Below are 16047 nucleotides of genomic sequence, written 5' to 3'. Positions count from 1 at the left end.
GGCGGACTCCACTCGAACAAGATCAAAAAGAAATGAATAGGATACTTAGACTGACTTTTTTTGACGCACGTGATCGTTTGAACCTCGTCAAGGCACTGTTCCGCACAAAAGATGCTGAGATCTTAATAAATGAAAAGATCATAAACAGGTTACCCACAAGCAAACCATCACATACGAATCGCTTTTAAATGCGATGTATTAAATTTCATTATCTCCAATGCACCAGAGATCTGGATCGCAATCGGAATGGCGGATCATAGCCTAAATCGCACAGAAGATCCTCCCCTTCTGCACAGATTAGATCGTTTTTATCCACAGGCAACATTCAGAAAGGGAGTTTAAGCTTTTAAGCGATTTGTCCAGCGTTAAACAGCCCACAGATCCACTATTTTCAGATTTTGCGGGTGATAAAATCATCACGGATCTACACTTTATCCAGAAGGATCTTGGTTAGATCCTTGCGCTTTGATAGGGAGTCCGTATAATTTCCCACCCACGCGTTGCGCCTGAGTTCTGTTTAGTGATTTTTTTTCGTCACTTTTACAGGCCTCAAACCTATGTATCTCTTAGGGACTATTTAGGGATGCGACGGTGATTGAGGCTCACGTTAGTGAAATTCGGTTGAGCTATCTTGCGATGAGAATTGACTCAGGACTGTACAATTATTACAATCCCGCCTCTTTATATATGCGATTGAGGCGTCGGTCGTTCTCACGCCGAGTAGCCAAACGCGTTTACTGATCAGTAATTATTTAAGTTTAGGTAGAAATCGCTATGAAACGCACTTTCCAACCGTCCGTATTGAAACGTAACCGTTCACACGGTTTCCGTGCTCGTATGGCAACCAAAAATGGTCGTCTGGTTCTGGCCCGCCGTCGTGCGAAAGGCCGTACTCGTCTGACCGTTTCTAAGTAATAAAGCTAACCCTCTGTGGTTAAGCTAGCATTTCCTAGGGAGTTACGTTTGTTAACTCCCAATCATTTCAATTTCGTCTTCCAGCAACCGCAACGAGCCGGCACTCCTCAAATTACCATACTCGGCCGTATGAACACGCTGGGGCATCCCCGCATCGGTCTTACAGTCGCCAAAAAATATGTCAAGCGTGCGCATGAGCGTAACCGGATCAAACGTCTAACGCGTGAGAGCTTCCGTTTAAGCCAACATTCGCTGCCTGCCATGGATTTTGTGGTAATTGCTAAAAAAGGGGTTCAGGAGCTCGATAATCGGGCGCTGACAGAGATTTTGGAAAAGTTATGGCGTCGTCATTGTCGGCAAGCTCGCGTATCCTAATAAAGCTGATACGCGGGTATCAGCTTTTCATTAGTCCGCTGCTCGGACCGCATTGTCGTTTCAGACCAACCTGCTCACAGTACGGAATTGAGGCATTGAGCAGGTTTGGGATGATAAAAGGCAGTTGGTTGACACTGAAACGCGTATTAAAATGCCACCCATTGAACCCAGGTGGTGATGATCCCGTGCCGCCGAAAACTGACGATAACAGAGAACATTAAGATGGATTCGCAACGCAATCTACTCCTCATCGCTCTGCTGTTCGTGTCTTTCATGATCTGGCAAGCATGGCAAACGGATAACAATCCTCAGCCAACCGCTCAGACCGCAGGACAGACCGCGAACACCACGACAGCCGATGCATCTAGCCAGGCTGTGCCAGAAAGTGGCCAGGGTAAACTGATTACGGTTAAGACTGATGTGCTGTCTTTGACCATTAACACCCGTGGTGGTGATATCGAACAGGCTAACCTGTTGGCGTATCCAGCTACTTTAGGTTCTGACCAGCCTTTCCAGCTGTTAGAAACTACACCAAACTTCATCTATCAGGCTCAAAGCGGCCTGACAGGTAAAAATGGTCCAGACAATCCAGCTAACGGTGACCGTCCTCTGTACGCCGCCGATCAAACCAGCTTCGAACTGGTCAATGGTCAGGACGAGCTGCGTATTCCTTTGACGTACACGGCGAAAGACGGCGTGGTCTATACCAAGACCTTCGTTCTTAAACGCGGTGACTACGCCATTGGCGTGGACTACAAAGTTAAGAACGCCAGCGCACAGCCGTTGGATCTGACTCTGTTCGGTCAGTTGAAGCAGTCTATTGACCTGCCAAAACACAAAGATACCGGCAGCAGCAACTTTGCTCTGCACACCTTCCGTGGTGCGGCATACTCTTCAAGCGATGATAAATATCAGAAGTACGCGTTTGATAAAGACCCGCTGAATATCACCACTAAAGGCGGTTGGGTTGCCATGTTGCAACAGTACTTTGCAACCGCATGGATCCCAGAGACAAACGGTACCAACCAGTTCTATACCGCTAATCTGGGTAACGGACTCTCGACGATTGGCTTTAAAGCCGAGCCTGTCGTTGTTGCTCCGGGTACTGAGAAAAACTTGAACGCAACCCTGTGGGTTGGTCCTGAAATCCAGAGTGATATGGCTGCCGTGGCACCACACTTGGACTTGACCGTAGACTACGGATGGTTGTGGTTCATTTCTCAGCCACTGTTTAAGCTACTGCAGTTCATCCACAGCTTTATCGGTAACTGGGGCTTCTCGATTATCGTTATCACCTTCATCGTTCGTGGCATCATGTACCCGCTGACTAAAGCGCAGTACACCTCCATGGCGAAAATGCGCATGCTGCAGCCGAAACTGGCCGCAATGCGTGAGCGTATTGGTGACGACAAACAGCGCATGAGCCAAGAAATGATGGCGCTGTACAAGTCAGAGAAAGTTAACCCGCTGGGTGGTTGTCTCCCGCTAGTGATTCAGATGCCTATCTTCCTGGCACTGTATTACATGCTGATGGGCTCGGTGGAACTGCGTCAAGCGCCGTTCGCACTGTGGATCCATGACTTAGCCGCACAAGACCCGTACTACATCTTGCCAATTCTGATGGGTATCACGATGTTCTTCATTCAGAAGATGTCGCCAACCACAGTAACTGACCCGATGCAGCAGAAGATCATGACCTTTATGCCGGTCATCTTCACGGTGTTCTTCTTGTGGTTCCCATCAGGTCTGGTGCTGTACTATATCGTCAGCAACCTGGTGACCATCCTCCAGCAACAGCTGATCTACCGTGGTCTTGAGAAACGTGGCCTACACAGCCGCGACAAGAAAAAATCATAATCCACGCGATGATATGAGTTGAGTAAGGCGGTCAATTGACCGCCTTTTTTTATGCCCTGTTTTATGACCTCATTGACCTATCGTCGTCTCAGCATGAAGGTCTATGGTGGGTACGTATTTCAATTTAGTAACGAGAGAGTATGACTATGAGCCAATCCGACACCATCGTTGCCCAAGCAACCCCTCCGGGACGCGGCGGCGTAGGCATTCTGCGCGTATCAGGACGTCAGGCTAAAGAAGTCGCTATGGCATTGCTGGGTAAATTACCTAAGCCACGCTATGCAGATTATCTACCGTTTAAAGATACCGATGGCAGCGTGCTGGATCAGGGGATCGCGTTGTACTTCCCCGGGCCAAACTCTTTCACCGGTGAAGACGTTCTTGAACTGCAAGGCCATGGTGGCCCCGTTATCCTCGATCTGCTACTAAAACGCATTCTACAGATGCCAGAAGTTCGCATTGCCCGCCCGGGAGAGTTCTCTGAGCGCGCATTTCTCAATGACAAACTCGATTTAGCGCAGGCCGAAGCCATTGCCGACCTCATCGATGCTAGCTCCGAACAGGCTGCCCGCTCGGCGGTAAATTCACTTCAAGGCGCATTTTCCAATCGCGTTAATCAGCTGGTAGAAGCGCTAACTCATCTGCGTATCTTTGTTGAAGCCGCTATCGACTTCCCCGATGAAGAGATCGATTTTCTCTCAGACGGTAAAATTGAAGCGCAGTTAAACGGCGTTATGGGAGAGCTGCAGGCCGTGCGTGCCGAAGCGCGTCAGGGAAGTTTGCTGCGTGAAGGGATGAAGGTGGTGATCGCTGGCCGCCCAAACGCCGGTAAATCCAGCCTGCTAAACGCACTGGCGGGACGCGAAGCTGCTATCGTCACCGACATCGCGGGTACCACGCGTGACGTCCTACGTGAACACATTCATATTGACGGCATGCCGCTACACATCATTGATACCGCAGGCTTGCGCGAAGCCAGCGATGAAGTTGAACGCATCGGTATCGAACGTGCATGGAATGAGATCGAACAGGCCGACCGCGTACTATTCATGGTTGATGGCACCACAACTGACGCGATTGAACCTGCCAGCATCTGGCCTGAGTTTATGGCTCGTTTGCCAAAAACGTTGCCAATCACCGTTGTTCGCAACAAAGCCGATATGACCGGAGAAGCTCTGGGGCTCAGCGAAGTAAATGGTTACTCACTTATTAGGCTCTCTGCACGAACCGGTGAAGGCATCGATGTCCTGCGCGACCATCTCAAGCAGAGCATGGGCTTTACCAGCAACATGGAAGGTGGCTTCTTAGCTCGTCGCCGTCACCTTCAGGCGCTTGAAACCGCCGCAGAACACCTTGAGCAGGGCAAGGAACAGCTTGTAAGTGCTTATGCAGGTGAATTACTGGCTGAAGAGCTGCGTCTTGCTCAGCAGGCGCTCAGTGAGATTACCGGCGAGTTCACCTCAGATGATTTGCTGGGCCGCATTTTCTCTAGTTTCTGCATTGGTAAGTGATCACTTCTGTTCAAAAACCCGCCATTGGCGGGTTTTATTTTTTCGCAAACCGCTTACTGAAAACCCTACGGGTTATCTGTGTCAAAACAAACAACAGTAGGCCGCACAAGACGAGTTTTAGCGTTACATTTAGCGTAATCCCATTTTCAGCCAGTTCACTGGCCATAAACGTGAATATGAACGTTCCCGGCAGAATGGTTAAACAGGAAACGACGCTGTAGCGCCAAAAAGATATCGCCGTTAACCCATAGGCATAGTTTTGAATATTGTAGGGAAAAAGCGGAATCAAGCGGGTAAAAATCAAAAAATCCACGCCATAGCGCTGAATGCCTCGCTCAATCTGCTCAAATTTTTGATTTCCACCAAAGCGGTGTAATAGCCAAGCACGGCCTAAATATCTGGCGACTAAAAATGAGAGCGAAGAAGCCAGAGTAGCGGCAAATAATGAGATGATCGTTCCGTAAAACACCCCGAAAACGACACCTCCGGCGATGACTAACACGCTTCCAGGGAATAGGAAGAGTGAAGTGATAACAAACAAGAGAATATAAGCCAAAACGCCCCACCAGCCATGCGAACTCACCCACTGTTGTAACGCCTCAACGTGCGTTAACACGTCAGCTAGGGGGCTGTTATGTAGAAGGATAATCAGAGCCAGCAAAACCAGCAGGCCAATCCCTCGTTTAAGACTTCTTTTGCATCACCATTCCAACCCCTTGTTCTACTTGATATTTACCTACATATAATCGTTTAAGGTCATAGTCTGCGTTAAATTTATCAGCGAAATCAGTGCGCTGTTGCACAGTTCATACAAAATCGAGTTACTAAATATTCGACGAAGATAAATAATCTCATGAGCAAAAAAAGCTTACGCTATAGTTAGTACGTTACGTATATACCCTAAATAATTCGAGCTGCACTGAGGCGACAAGTCACGCAGCCAATAAAAATGCGGCTTGAAATATCACGGGTATATCCACCAATTCATCCGTAAATCAGGGAGCGACTATGGATAATCATTTTGCTTGGTGGTATCTATCCAACCAAGCTTTAAACGTGCATCGTCTCACCGACGATTTGATCACCACCTCGCTTCACTACTCGCCCAAACGCCGTGAACGTTTTTTGCATGGCCGAGCATTGCTTGCAGAACTCATGTTTCAGCTTTATGGCTATGAAAAATTACCGCGCTTGGCCGTTGCACCCAGCGGAAGGCCGTGCTTTGTTGATCCAACACTTCCCGACTTTAGCTTGGGGTACGCGGGTAGCGTCATCGCATTGATGCTTGGCACCAACGGGAAAGTCGGTATGGACGTCGAAATTATCCGAGCGCGTCAGGGCGGCTTTATTCATCTTCAGCAACAGTATATTACCAGCGGCGAAAAAATTTGGATCGATGGGCAAGCCGATCGCTTGGAAGCAACAACTCAGCTTTGGGCTATCCGTGAATCGGTTCTTAAGATCTCAGGGCTGGGTACCAGCGGTTTGCAAACGCTACGCCTTTTACCGGGCGCAGGAAAACTGCGCTCAACGGTCACACCGCAGGTCGAAACCATTAGCGCGATACAAGGCGAGATCGCGTGGGCATGCAGTAAATCACCCACGTTGGGACAGCTTAATTATTGGTTGATGGATCAAGAAGAAAACCAGCTGGTCAATATCACCGCAGAGAAGCAGGCTGAGTTAAAAGAGTCCGCATCCTATTTGCGCTTTACCAGCAACACGCCAATACAAACGGCTTAAATGATAAGTCTGATAACAACTTATCTACTCTATGATTGATTATTGATCTAAGATGAGTTCTACATATCCGGTTATATTACATCAAGAAATGGAGAACTTATGTCAGATAAACCACTGAAAATTGTCACTTTACTCGGTAGCCTACGTAAAGGTTCCTACAATGGGATCGTCGCCAATGCGCTACCGGGCTTAGCGCCTGAAGGCGTAACCATTGAAGCATTACCATCCATTCGCGATATCCCTCTCTATGACGCAGATCGCCAACAGGATGAAGGCTTCCCTGCTCAAATTGAGGCGATTGCCGAGCAAATTCGTCAGGCTGATGGCGTTATCATCGTCACCCCTGAATATAACTATTCTGTTCCAGGTGGTCTGAAAAACGCTATCGATTGGATCTCTCGTCTGCCAAATCAGCCGTTAGCTGGAAAGCCTGTGGCGATCCAAACCAGCTCAATGGGCCCGGTTGGCGGTGCGCGCTGCCAATACCATCTGCGCCAGATTTTGGTGTTCTTAGACTGTCAGGTGATGAACAAACCTGAGTTTATGGGTGGCGTGATCCAGAACAAAGTGGATGAGCAGAAGGGCACGTTAACGGATACGTCAACCATTGAGTTCTTAGGCAAACAGCTGTCTGCATTTGCAGATTATGTGCGCCGCGTCGGTTGATAGAGAAGTGATTGATAGAAAAGTGAATGGGTAAGCAGAACTAAAAAGCCCCTTCCCAGCCTCTCTCTTCTCAGGGAGAGGCTAATCCCAGCAAACGGGATATTCTAAGGGGCTTACTTCAAGCGCGATTAATGCGCATCAACAAATACAATCTTCAGCACAAACAGCAGCGCCACAATCACTACGCATGGGCTAATTTCACGCCAGCGGCCGGTGCCTAACTTCATGATGCAATAAGAGATAAAGCCAAGCGCGATACCTTCCGTGATCGAGAAGCTAAACGGCATCATGACCGCAGTGATAAACGCCGGTACAGCTTCAGTCAAATCATCCCACTTCACGCGAGACAGACTAGACGTCATCAATACGCCCACATAAATCAGCGCGCCTGCCGCAGCATAAGCAGGAACCATTCCCGCCAGCGGCGAAAGGAAAATCACCAGCAGGAACAGAATGCCGACGACTACCGCAGTTAAGCCTGTACGGCCCCCCACGGAAACACCTGAGGTACTCTCGATATAGGCCGTCACCGAAGACGTACCAATGAAAGAACCAACAACAGAGCTGATGCTATCGACATACAGCGCCTGTTTCATGCGTGGGAATTTACCGCTCTTATCCGCCAGCCCAGCTTTATCAGTTACACCAATCAATGTGCCAGAAGAGTCGAACAGGTTTACCAGCATGAAGGAGAAAATCACGCCCGCCAGACCAATATTTAACGCGCCAGATAAATCAACCTGACCCACGACGCTGGTAATATTCGGCGGCATGGAGAACAAACCGGAATACTGCACATCACCCAGTGCCCAACCGATAAGCGTGGTCACCACGATGGAAACCAATACGGCGGCATGGAAGCTACGAGAGGACAAAATCGCGATGATAAAGAAACCCAAAGCGCCCAGCAGAACGCTATGCGAGGTCAGGTTTCCAACCGCAACCAACGTATCTTTGTTTGGCACAACGATTCCGGCATTTTTCAGACCCATCATCGCGATAAACAAACCAATACCGCTGGTGATACCCACGCGCAGGCTCATCGGGATATTCGCAATCATCCAGTAACGGATGCGGAAGATGGTCAGCAACAATAGGCCAACGGCACCCCAGAAAATAGCGCCCATACCAACCTGCCATGTCAGCCCCATAGCGCCAACAACAACAAAGGCAAAGAAGGCATTCAGCCCCATAGCAGGAGCCAGCGCGACCGGTAAGTTAGCCAGCAGCCCCATGAAAATACTACCGAAAGCAGCGATCAGACAGGTGGTAACGAATACAGCCTGTGTATCCATACCTGCAGCGCCGAGGATTTGCGGGTTGACGAAAACGATATACACCATGGTCAAAAACGTGGTGATACCGGCGATCACCTCAGTCCTTGCGGTGGTGCCATGCTCCTGCAATTTGAAGACACGCTCAAACAGCCCCTGCCCTTGAGCAGAGTTTGAAGTTGAATTATTCATTCTATTAAATCCGGATGGATATTGGCTTTGGGAGAGTATCCTATACCAAAAGCGCTAAATAATGATCCCCGTCACACAGATTTCTAGATGTTTTTTTACTCGTCATTTTAGTGAGCGGTGTCACGTAGACCTATTTAGGCTCTCATATAATGCGTTTATATAGATAAAAAAATATTAATATCAATATGATAAAAACAATTTTAAGGAGCGTAAATTAACATGGAAGGGATAAATAATAAGCATACGCAATCGCTTTCGCGTGAAGAAATGATCCGCCTTCTGGCCGTTTCACGCGGCGATGAGGCAGCTGACTGCATTATTGACAATGTTCGTATCCTCGATCTGATAAACGGTGGCGAACTGCTGGGCCCTATTGTCATTTGTGGTGCAAATATTGCGGGCGTCGGTCCTGCCTATGCCGGTGCTGTAGCTCATCGCAGAATTGACGCCAATAATGCTATTGCAGTACCGGGATTTATTGATTCCCACCTGCATATTGAATCTAGCATGATGACGCCAATAACGTTTGAAAGCGCAACGTTACCATTGGGCGTGACCAGCATCGTCTGCGACCCGCACGAGATTGTGAACGTGATGGGTAAACAAGGGTTGGAATGGTTTTTGCGCTGTGCGGAGCAGGCGCAACAAAATCAGTTCGTGCAAATTAGCTCATGCGTGCCCGCCCTAGCCGGTAGCGACATCAACGGAGCCGAGTTTCCCTTAGATGAAATGCTGAAATACCGCGATCACTCGCATGTCCTTGGGTTGGCGGAAATGATGAACTTCCCCGGCGTGATTGCTGGGGACAGCGACATCATGGACAAGCTGGATGCCTTTCGCCATTTAACCCTTGATGGCCACAGCCCCATGTTAAGCGGCAAAGATCTAAACGGATATTTGGCGGCTGGCGTAGAAAACTGCCACGAAACACTCATGCTACAAGAAGGGCGCGAAAAACTGTCTCTGGGGATGGCGCTCATGATGCGAGAGGGCTCCGCTGCACGCAATCTAGATACGCTAGCGCCGCTGATTACTGAATTTAGTAGCCCACAATGCATGCTCTGTACTGACGATCGCAACCCGTGGGAGATTGCGCATGAAGGCCATATCAACGCCCTCATTCATCGCCTAATCAATCAGCACAACATACCGGCTCATGTTGCCTATCGCGTCGCAAGCTGGTCTCCGGCACGGCATTTCGGCTTAAAACGTCTGGGGCTTATTGCTCCAGGCAAAAGAGCGGATATCGTTTTACTCAATGATGTGCAGCAGGTTGAAATTCAGCAGGTGATTGCTGGAGGAAAACGGGTTGATGCCCAACAATTCACCGCAACGAGCGAACAGCGTTACCAGCAAACTCAGCCACCGACACAAAATACAATTCAACGCACGCCGGTTGATGAATCTGCGCTTACGCTTCCATTGGACATCGGGGAACGCTATCGGGCAATACAGGTGATCCCAAATGAACTGATTACCTGCGAACTGCCCGTTATTTGGCAGGGCGAGCGTTTCGATCACGATGATGTCTGCAAAATTGCGGTCATGGAACGCTACGGTCATCAAAAACCGCCCGCCTTAGGTTTGCTACAAAACTTTGGCCTTAAACGCGGAGCCATGGCGGCAACCGTAAGCCATGATAGCCACAACATCGTGGTGATCGGTCATCATGCTCGCGATATGGCTATCGCCGTTAACCAGTTGATTTCACAAGGTGGCGGCTTATGCGTCGCCGATGAGGGCGAGGTAAAAAGTCACCTTTCGCTGCCTATTGCAGGCTTGATGAGTGACAAACCGGCAGCAGAGATCGCTGACGATATCACCCATCTGAAAAATGCCTGCCGCCGCTGTGGCGTGACGCTAAATGAGCCGTTTATTCAGATGGCGTTTTTATCTTTGCCGGTCATTCCTTCACTGAAATTAACCAGCTTAGGGTTGTTTGACGTCGATCGCTTCGCATTTACTGAGACTCGCTTTTCTGTCTTAAGCGATTAAACTGGGCACTGGTTTATCTCTGACGACGGCAGCGCTAGGCTGCCGCTTGCCATGAAAAACAAGGAAGCCCAATGACATCTATCAATTGTATTTTCTTCGACTGTGACGGCACGCTGGTTGATAGCGAATATCTGTGCAGCAAAGCTTACGTTCATATGTTCGCCCATTACGGTGTACATCTGTCATTGGATCGCGTTTTCAAGGAATTCAAAGGCGTTAAGCTCTACGAGATCATCGAGCGCATCAAACAAGAACATGCTTTCGAGTCCGATCGTGATGAAATGGAGCAAATTTACCGCGACGAAGTCGCTCGCCTCTTTACCACTGAGTTGAAGCCGATTCCCCATGCAGAATCGTTGCTGTCACAGATAACAGTGCCGATGTGCACCACGTCCAATGGACCGGTCAGCAAAATGCAGAACTCATTGGGCTCAACGGGAATGCTGGACTATTTTGGTGACCGACTCTACAGCGGCTACGATATTCAGAGCTGGAAGCCCGACCCTGACCTGATGTTCCACGCAGCCAAAGAGATGGGCGTCGATATTAAAGAGTGTATTTTAGTGGATGATTCACCATCAGGCGTGCAATCGGGTATCGCTGCCGGTATTCCGGTGTTCTACTACTGCGGCGACGCCCATAATCCAGTGATTGAGCATCCACTGGTGACCTCTTTTGACGATCTCAGCCTGCTGCCAGAGTTATGGCGTGAACGTGGTTGGTCATTGACCAAATAGTTTTAGCTTGCCGGTAACGCAGGTTTCAACTGCCACCAGCGGCGTTTTACTACGATATTTTGCGACGTAAAACGCCGACTCAGCTGGTTGGCAGCCACATCCAGCGCAAGACACATCACGAAATAGACACCCGCTACAAACATAAACACTTCCATCGGATACACCATGCTGCGATTGTTAACCTGCGTGGCTAGGAACGTTAGTTCACTCACGCCCACGATATACGCCAGCGAAGTATCCTTAATTAATGAAATCCACTGATTAATAAACGATGGCACCATCATTCGCAGCGCCTGAGGCAACACCACATTCCCCAAAACCTGCCAGCGATTTAACCCCAGAGAAAGCCCTGCCTGCCATTGTCCACGCCCTACAGCGTGTATCCCAGCCGCAACGGCATGAGCCAAATAGGCTGATGCGATCAATGCTAACGCGCAAACCACCGTGGTGATCTCGGGGATATCAACGCCAAAGACGATCGGGAGAAGGAAGTAAGTCCAGAAGATCAGCATGATAACCGGAATAGCGCGGAAAAATCCCAGCACCGTCGCCAAGGTCGCGCCCAGCCAACCCCGCGACATCGCCAAGCAAATCCCCAACAGCGTGCCCAACACGGCAGAAATCAGCCCGGCAATCAGGCTCATTACCAGCGTTAACGCAGCGCCCCCTAAGGGACCATCGGGAAACTGCCCCCACAGCAGATAGCTGAGGTTATCGTGAATAACGGTGAAATCCATTCTAATAGCGCTCCTGCATCCGGCGACGCTGCTGGTACCACATGCCCCAACCTTCCATCAGCGCAATAATTAAGACGTACAGTAGGGTCGCAACGCCAAACGCTTGGAATGTTTTTAGCGTTTCGGTCTCAACCTGCCGTGAAGCATACGAAAGCTCCGCCACACCGATGGCCATGGTTAATGAAGAGTTCTTGATGATATTCATGTACTGCCCTAATAGCGGTGGCATAGCAATCTTCACCGCCTGCGGCAGTACGACATAACGCATGCTCTGCCAAAGGCTAAGTCCTAGCGCCTGCGAGGCCTGTTTTTGCCCGCTTGCCACACCGCGAATTCCTGCGCGGATCTCTTCAGAAATAAACGCTGCGGAATACAGCGTCAGGCCAACTAAACCGGCCAAAAACTCAAACGACGGCCATGCGAGAGTCCATCCACCAATCACCCATTCATGCGGCGTATTTAGCCACTGCATCACAACGGACGGTAGAAGTTGTCCCGCACCGAAGTACCAGAAAAAGAGCTGAACCAGCAGCGGCGTGTTGCGAAAAACCGAGCTGTAGGCCACAACGGGCAAACTCAGCCAGCGCAGTGGACTATCACGCAACGCCGCTAATATCAGGCCAAGCAAGGTAGCAAGAACGACCGTACACGCAGATATAACCAGCGTAATCAGAAACCCAGACCACAGCCAATGCAGATACTGTGGTGCCAGAATTACATCGTAAAAAGATTGTCCGTTCATCATGCTCACCGATCGCGATATTCCCAAACCACTTGGAATAACCGCCTCGATAACGGCTATTCCAAGTCATACGGGAAATGCGACCACGCCTAGACACAGCAGCGCGGCCGCACTTATTCAGAATGGATTAGGACTTGCTGATATCAACAGGGCCAATTTTAAAATCACCACGTGGCTGGGCAGATTTTGTTTCTGGGCCAAACCAGCGATCGTAAATTTTCTCAGCCTGACCATCTTTCTCCAGACCTTCCAACACGGTATTCACTTTAGTCGTCAGACGATCTTCGCCTTTTGGCAAACCAATGCCTTGATACTCTTTGGTGATGCTGAAAGGTGAGATTTCAAAATCAGCTTTTGCTGCTTCCGGTACATTGGCTAGCAGCCCAACCAGTTTGGCATCGTCTTGGGTAATCGCCTGAACGTTGCCGTTTCTCAGTGCGGCAAATGCCAGCGGCGTGTCATCGTAGGAGATCACTTTAGCGGTTGGATATTTATCGCGTAGCGTAATTTCCTGCACGGTGCCTTTATCAGCGCCGATACGCAGCTTGGCAATATCGTCAGGCTGTTTCAACACGCCTTTGTGGGCAATGAATTTTTGCCCAGTACGGAAATACGGCACGCTGAAATTCACCTCTTTGGCGCGCTCTGGCGTAATGGTGAAGTTCGCTGCGATCAAATCGACTTTTTTAGACGCTAATAGTGGAATTCGGTTAGCAGGGTTGGTAGCACGCAGTTCAACTTTCACGCCCAACGCTTTACCGATGGCATCGGCAACGTCTACGTCATAACCCACCAGCTTTTTGGTTTGTGGATCGACATAACCAAACGGCGGATTGCTATCAAAAACGGCGATACGCACAACGCCAGCCTTTTGAATATCATCGAGTTTATCGGCATGAGCCAAACCAGAAACAGCGGAAAGGCTGGCTAACAAGGACAGAACGAGAACGCGTTGCTTCATGGAAAAGCTCCTAAAGGTATTGTGCCCAGAAGTATGTTTTTGCGGCTTTATTTTTAGCGACAGGATTAAATTACGCTTAACCCACATAGAACTGGAAATACTATTAGAGGATATGGATAGATGAATTTGTTGTAAGAGGGTGAGGTTTTAGTCTGGTTAAGAGGCCGTCTATGATGGAACAGTGAAAGGTTTCGTCCGCCAGCCAGCATGAGTACTTCCATGAAGCCACTGACGTAGGCGTCCGATGAGAGTCCCGTTGCGCGGGGACTCTCAACTCACGCGCTTTTTACCGCGCCGTTTGCCCGACCGGTCTCGGAGCGTACATCCTGTACGCCCTCGACCTGCCACCAGCATCCCTGCTGGCGGCTCTAAAATGCATTTCATCTAACACGTAAAAGACAAAAGAAGTTTTTGTCTTTTTGTTTTTTCAATTAGTGAAGACTTGGTTTTGACATTGACCTTTTCCGGCACGTTACCGAGCAGCCGAGTGAATCATGTAGGTTAGGATTCGGCGACAGGGATGTCGCCGAAAGAACGGAGGAGCCAGGATGGCGATTGCCGTTCGTTCCGTTAAAACCGAAATGATGAAATGAGGGCACCCGCGCAGCGGGCTGTCGAGGTGGTGCCAAGCCGAGGCGTCGGAGGGCGGCGATTGAGCCCTCCGACACGGACGCGAACGCTGACATTACATATAAATGCAACGCTTCAAAGCGGACGTAACCCGACACTTCGGCATAAACAGGCGAACGAAACCTTACACAGCAGTTCGACTCCACCTTACATCAAGTCGGCTTATTCCCATCCTTCGCCAACAGCTGATCCAACTCATCACCGCCAAGGTGACGGAAATCCTGCCCTTTAACGAAGTAGAAAATAAACTCACAGATATTCTGGCAGCGGTCGCCAATACGCTCAATGGAACGCGCACAGAACAGCGCGGTGAGAACGCTTGGAATGGTGCGCGTGTCTTCCATCATGTAGGTCATCAGCTGGCGAACAATGCCTTCATATTCCTGATCGACCTTTTTATCTTCACGATAAATACGCACCGCTTCGTCCAGATCCATGCGGGCGAATGCATCCAGCACGTCATGCAGCATCTGTACGGTGTGGCGACCCAGAGATTCTAGGCTAACCAACAGCGGTTGATGCTGATGCGAGAACTTCTCTAACGCCGTACGGCAAATTTTATCGGCTACATCACCAATACGCTCCAGTTCGGAGATCGTTTTGATGATCGCCATGACCAAACGTAAATCACTGGCGGTGGGCTGACGCTTAGCGATGATCTTCACGCAGGCCTCATCAATCGCCACTTCCATCATGTTAACTTTTTTATCGCCTTCAATAACGCGTTTTGCCAGCTCACCGTCTTGGTTGTGCATAGCGGTAATCGCATCTGAAAGCTGCTGTTCAACCATCCCACCCATGGTCATCACCTGAGTGCGGATGTGCTCCAGCTCGGCGTTAAACTGACCGGAAATATGTTTGTTTAGGTTTAAATTATCCATGATAAGTCCCGTAATCAGCCGTAACGGCCAGTGATGTAATCTTCCGTTTGCTTCTGCGCCGGAGAGGTAAACAGGGTGTCAGTATCGCTAAATTCAATCAGTTCGCCCAGATACATAAACGCGGTATGGTCTGAACAACGGGCAGCCTGCTGCATGTTATGCGTTACGATCACCACCGTGTAGTCTTCTTTCAGTTCGGTGATCAGCTCTTCAATCTTGCTGGTGGAAATCGGGTCCAGCGCTGAGCAAGGCTCATCGAGCAATAACACTTCAGGGCGAATAGCAATTCCACGCGCAATACACAAACGCTGCTGCTGTCCACCAGACAGGCTGTAGCCGCTCTGATGAAGTTTATCTTTTGATTCGTTCCACAGCGCCGCTTTGGTTAATGCCCACTGGACGCGCTCATCCATCTCGGCACGCGACAGCTTTTCAAACAAACGCACGCCAAAGGCGATGTTATCGTAAATTGACATCGGGAAAGGCGTTGGCTTTTGGAATACCATGCCTACTTTGGCACGCAGCAGGGCGATATCTGAGTTATCAGTCAGAATATTGTGTCCATCAAGCAGGATTTCACCCTCTGCGCGCTGCTCAGGATAGAGCTGGAACATTTTGTTAAAAGTGCGCAGCAATGTAGATTTACCGCAGCCTGACGGGCCGATAAACGCCGTCACCTTGTTCTTTTCGATATCCAGCGAAATATTCTTCAGCGCATGGAACTTGCCGTAGTAGAAGTTAAGATCGCGAACCTGGATTTTGCTGTTGGTCGTGTCTGTAACAATACTCATCTCTAATCTCTCTTTTTCACGACGCTGCTTTTCTTACCGA

16 protein-coding genes are annotated in these 16047 nt (G+C 49.5%); 9 read left to right on the top strand and 7 right to left on the bottom strand.

The annotated features are described in order from the left end of the window. Window positions 1-774 precede the first annotated feature (774 nt). The 5 genes from rpmH (at window position 775) to mnmE (ending at window position 4658) form a co-directional block, all read left to right on the top strand. The gene (rpmH, locus tag U0008_RS21825; protein WP_025797346.1) at window positions 775-915 is read left to right on the top strand and encodes a 50S ribosomal protein L34; all 141 of its coding nucleotides are present in this window, start codon (window positions 775-777) and stop codon (window positions 913-915) included. A gap of 15 nt (window positions 916-930) precedes the next feature. Further along, complete coding sequence (gene rnpA / locus U0008_RS21820; RefSeq protein ID WP_004093963.1) at window positions 931-1290, top strand: ribonuclease P protein component; 360 nt, start codon at window positions 931-933, stop codon at window positions 1288-1290. Continuing rightward, entirely contained in the window at window positions 1254-1511 is a 258-nt protein-coding gene (gene yidD, locus U0008_RS21815) for a membrane protein insertion efficiency factor YidD (RefSeq protein ID WP_008815724.1), read from the top strand. The genes rnpA and yidD overlap by 37 nt, the downstream gene beginning before the upstream one ends. Before the next feature lies 1 nt (window position 1512). Beyond that, window positions 1513-3147 carry a membrane protein insertase YidC gene (gene yidC / locus U0008_RS21810; RefSeq protein WP_043489972.1) on the top strand — a complete coding sequence of 545 codons (1635 nt, stop codon included), beginning with the start codon at window positions 1513-1515 and terminating at the stop codon, window positions 3145-3147. Between the two features lie 146 nt (window positions 3148-3293). Beyond that, window positions 3294-4658, top strand: coding sequence for a tRNA uridine-5-carboxymethylaminomethyl(34) synthesis GTPase MnmE (gene mnmE, locus U0008_RS21805; RefSeq protein WP_025797354.1), 1365 nt, complete (start codon window positions 3294-3296; stop codon window positions 4656-4658). A 34-nt stretch (window positions 4659-4692) separates the two neighbouring features. Here mnmE and U0008_RS21800 read toward each other — a convergent pair whose 3' ends face one another. After that, window positions 4693-5241, bottom strand: a complete 549-nt coding sequence (locus U0008_RS21800) for a TVP38/TMEM64 family protein (protein ID WP_227660053.1) — start codon at window positions 5239-5241, stop codon at window positions 4693-4695. A gap of 425 nt (window positions 5242-5666) precedes the next feature. On the opposite strand from U0008_RS21800, the gene U0008_RS21795 reads away from it, so the two are divergent. Together U0008_RS21795 and U0008_RS21790 are read left to right on the top strand one after the other, a co-directional pair. After that, the gene (locus U0008_RS21795) at window positions 5667-6401 is read left to right on the top strand and encodes a 4'-phosphopantetheinyl transferase family protein (RefSeq protein ID WP_025797358.1); all 735 of its coding nucleotides are present in this window, start codon (window positions 5667-5669) and stop codon (window positions 6399-6401) included. 99 nt (window positions 6402-6500) lie between these two features. After that, the gene (locus tag U0008_RS21790; protein ID WP_043489969.1) at window positions 6501-7067 is read left to right on the top strand and encodes an NADPH-dependent FMN reductase; all 567 of its coding nucleotides are present in this window, start codon (window positions 6501-6503) and stop codon (window positions 7065-7067) included. A 128-nt stretch (window positions 7068-7195) separates the two neighbouring features. On the opposite strand, the gene U0008_RS21785 is transcribed toward U0008_RS21790, so the two are convergent. Next, entirely contained in the window at window positions 7196-8533 is a 1338-nt protein-coding gene (locus tag U0008_RS21785; RefSeq protein WP_025797361.1) for an NCS2 family permease, read from the bottom strand. 219 nt (window positions 8534-8752) lie between these two features. Between U0008_RS21785 and adeD the strand changes: the two genes are divergently transcribed. Together adeD and yieH are read left to right on the top strand one after the other, a co-directional pair. Beyond that, window positions 8753-10528 (top strand): adenine deaminase, encoded by a 1776-nt coding sequence (gene adeD, locus U0008_RS21780; protein ID WP_043489966.1) that lies wholly within the window; start codon window positions 8753-8755, stop codon window positions 10526-10528. Between the two features lie 71 nt (window positions 10529-10599). Beyond that, entirely contained in the window at window positions 10600-11265 is a 666-nt protein-coding gene (yieH, locus tag U0008_RS21775) for a 6-phosphogluconate phosphatase (protein WP_043489964.1), read from the top strand. A 2-nt stretch (window positions 11266-11267) separates the two neighbouring features. Here the strand turns inward: yieH and U0008_RS21770 are convergent, their stop codons facing one another. The 5 genes from U0008_RS21770 to pstB all read right to left on the bottom strand — a co-directional run bounded on the left by U0008_RS21770 (window position 11268) and on the right by pstB (window position 16007). Continuing rightward, entirely contained in the window at window positions 11268-12002 is a 735-nt protein-coding gene (locus U0008_RS21770; RefSeq protein WP_043489962.1) for an amino acid ABC transporter permease, read from the bottom strand. A gap of 1 nt (window position 12003) precedes the next feature. Next, window positions 12004-12744 (bottom strand): amino acid ABC transporter permease, encoded by a 741-nt coding sequence (locus U0008_RS21765; protein ID WP_043489959.1) that lies wholly within the window; start codon window positions 12742-12744, stop codon window positions 12004-12006. Between the two features lie 127 nt (window positions 12745-12871). Next, on the bottom strand, window positions 12872-13705 hold the full coding sequence (locus U0008_RS21760; RefSeq protein WP_025797372.1) for an ABC transporter substrate-binding protein: 834 nt from the start codon (window positions 13703-13705) through the stop codon (window positions 12872-12874). A gap of 782 nt (window positions 13706-14487) precedes the next feature. Continuing rightward, window positions 14488-15216 carry a phosphate signaling complex protein PhoU gene (gene phoU / locus U0008_RS21755; RefSeq protein ID WP_025797374.1) on the bottom strand — a complete coding sequence of 243 codons (729 nt, stop codon included), beginning with the start codon at window positions 15214-15216 and terminating at the stop codon, window positions 14488-14490. A gap of 14 nt (window positions 15217-15230) precedes the next feature. Beyond that, a complete protein-coding gene (gene pstB / locus U0008_RS21750; RefSeq protein WP_025797376.1) occupies window positions 15231-16007 on the bottom strand; it encodes a phosphate ABC transporter ATP-binding protein PstB in 777 nt (258 codons plus the stop codon). Window positions 16008-16047 lie beyond the last annotated feature (40 nt).

The organism is Hafnia alvei (assembly GCF_034424155.1).
GTDB classification, from domain to species: Bacteria; Pseudomonadota; Gammaproteobacteria; order Enterobacterales; family Enterobacteriaceae; genus Hafnia; species Hafnia alvei.
Note: the sequence above shows the minus strand (reverse complement) of the source record. Positions and strands in the feature narration are given on the sequence as shown.

Excerpts from the sequence above, each read along its gene's own strand:
- adeD (WP_043489966.1), top strand. The coding sequence starts at position 8,753 with ATGGAAGGGATAAATAATAAGCATACGCAATCGCTTTCGCGTGAAGAA.
- yidD (WP_008815724.1), top strand. The coding sequence starts at position 1,254 with ATGGCGTCGTCATTGTCGGCAAGCTCGCGTATCCTAATAAAGCTGATA.
- phoU (WP_025797374.1), bottom strand. The coding sequence starts at position 15,216 with ATGGATAATTTAAACCTAAACAAACATATTTCCGGTCAGTTTAACGCC.
- U0008_RS21760 (WP_025797372.1), bottom strand. The coding sequence starts at position 13,705 with ATGAAGCAACGCGTTCTCGTTCTGTCCTTGTTAGCCAGCCTTTCCGCT.
- pstB (WP_025797376.1), bottom strand. The coding sequence starts at position 16,007 with ATGAGTATTGTTACAGACACGACCAACAGCAAAATCCAGGTTCGCGAT.
- yidC (WP_043489972.1), top strand. The coding sequence starts at position 1,513 with ATGGATTCGCAACGCAATCTACTCCTCATCGCTCTGCTGTTCGTGTCT.
- yieH (WP_043489964.1), top strand. The coding sequence starts at position 10,600 with ATGACATCTATCAATTGTATTTTCTTCGACTGTGACGGCACGCTGGTT.
- mnmE (WP_025797354.1), top strand. The coding sequence starts at position 3,294 with ATGAGCCAATCCGACACCATCGTTGCCCAAGCAACCCCTCCGGGACGC.
- U0008_RS21765 (WP_043489959.1), bottom strand. The coding sequence starts at position 12,744 with ATGAACGGACAATCTTTTTACGATGTAATTCTGGCACCACAGTATCTG.
- U0008_RS21785 (WP_025797361.1), bottom strand. The coding sequence starts at position 8,533 with ATGAATAATTCAACTTCAAACTCTGCTCAAGGGCAGGGGCTGTTTGAG.
- U0008_RS21795 (WP_025797358.1), top strand. The coding sequence starts at position 5,667 with ATGGATAATCATTTTGCTTGGTGGTATCTATCCAACCAAGCTTTAAAC.
- U0008_RS21790 (WP_043489969.1), top strand. The coding sequence starts at position 6,501 with ATGTCAGATAAACCACTGAAAATTGTCACTTTACTCGGTAGCCTACGT.
- U0008_RS21770 (WP_043489962.1), bottom strand. The coding sequence starts at position 12,002 with ATGGATTTCACCGTTATTCACGATAACCTCAGCTATCTGCTGTGGGGG.
- rpmH (WP_025797346.1), top strand. The coding sequence starts at position 775 with ATGAAACGCACTTTCCAACCGTCCGTATTGAAACGTAACCGTTCACAC.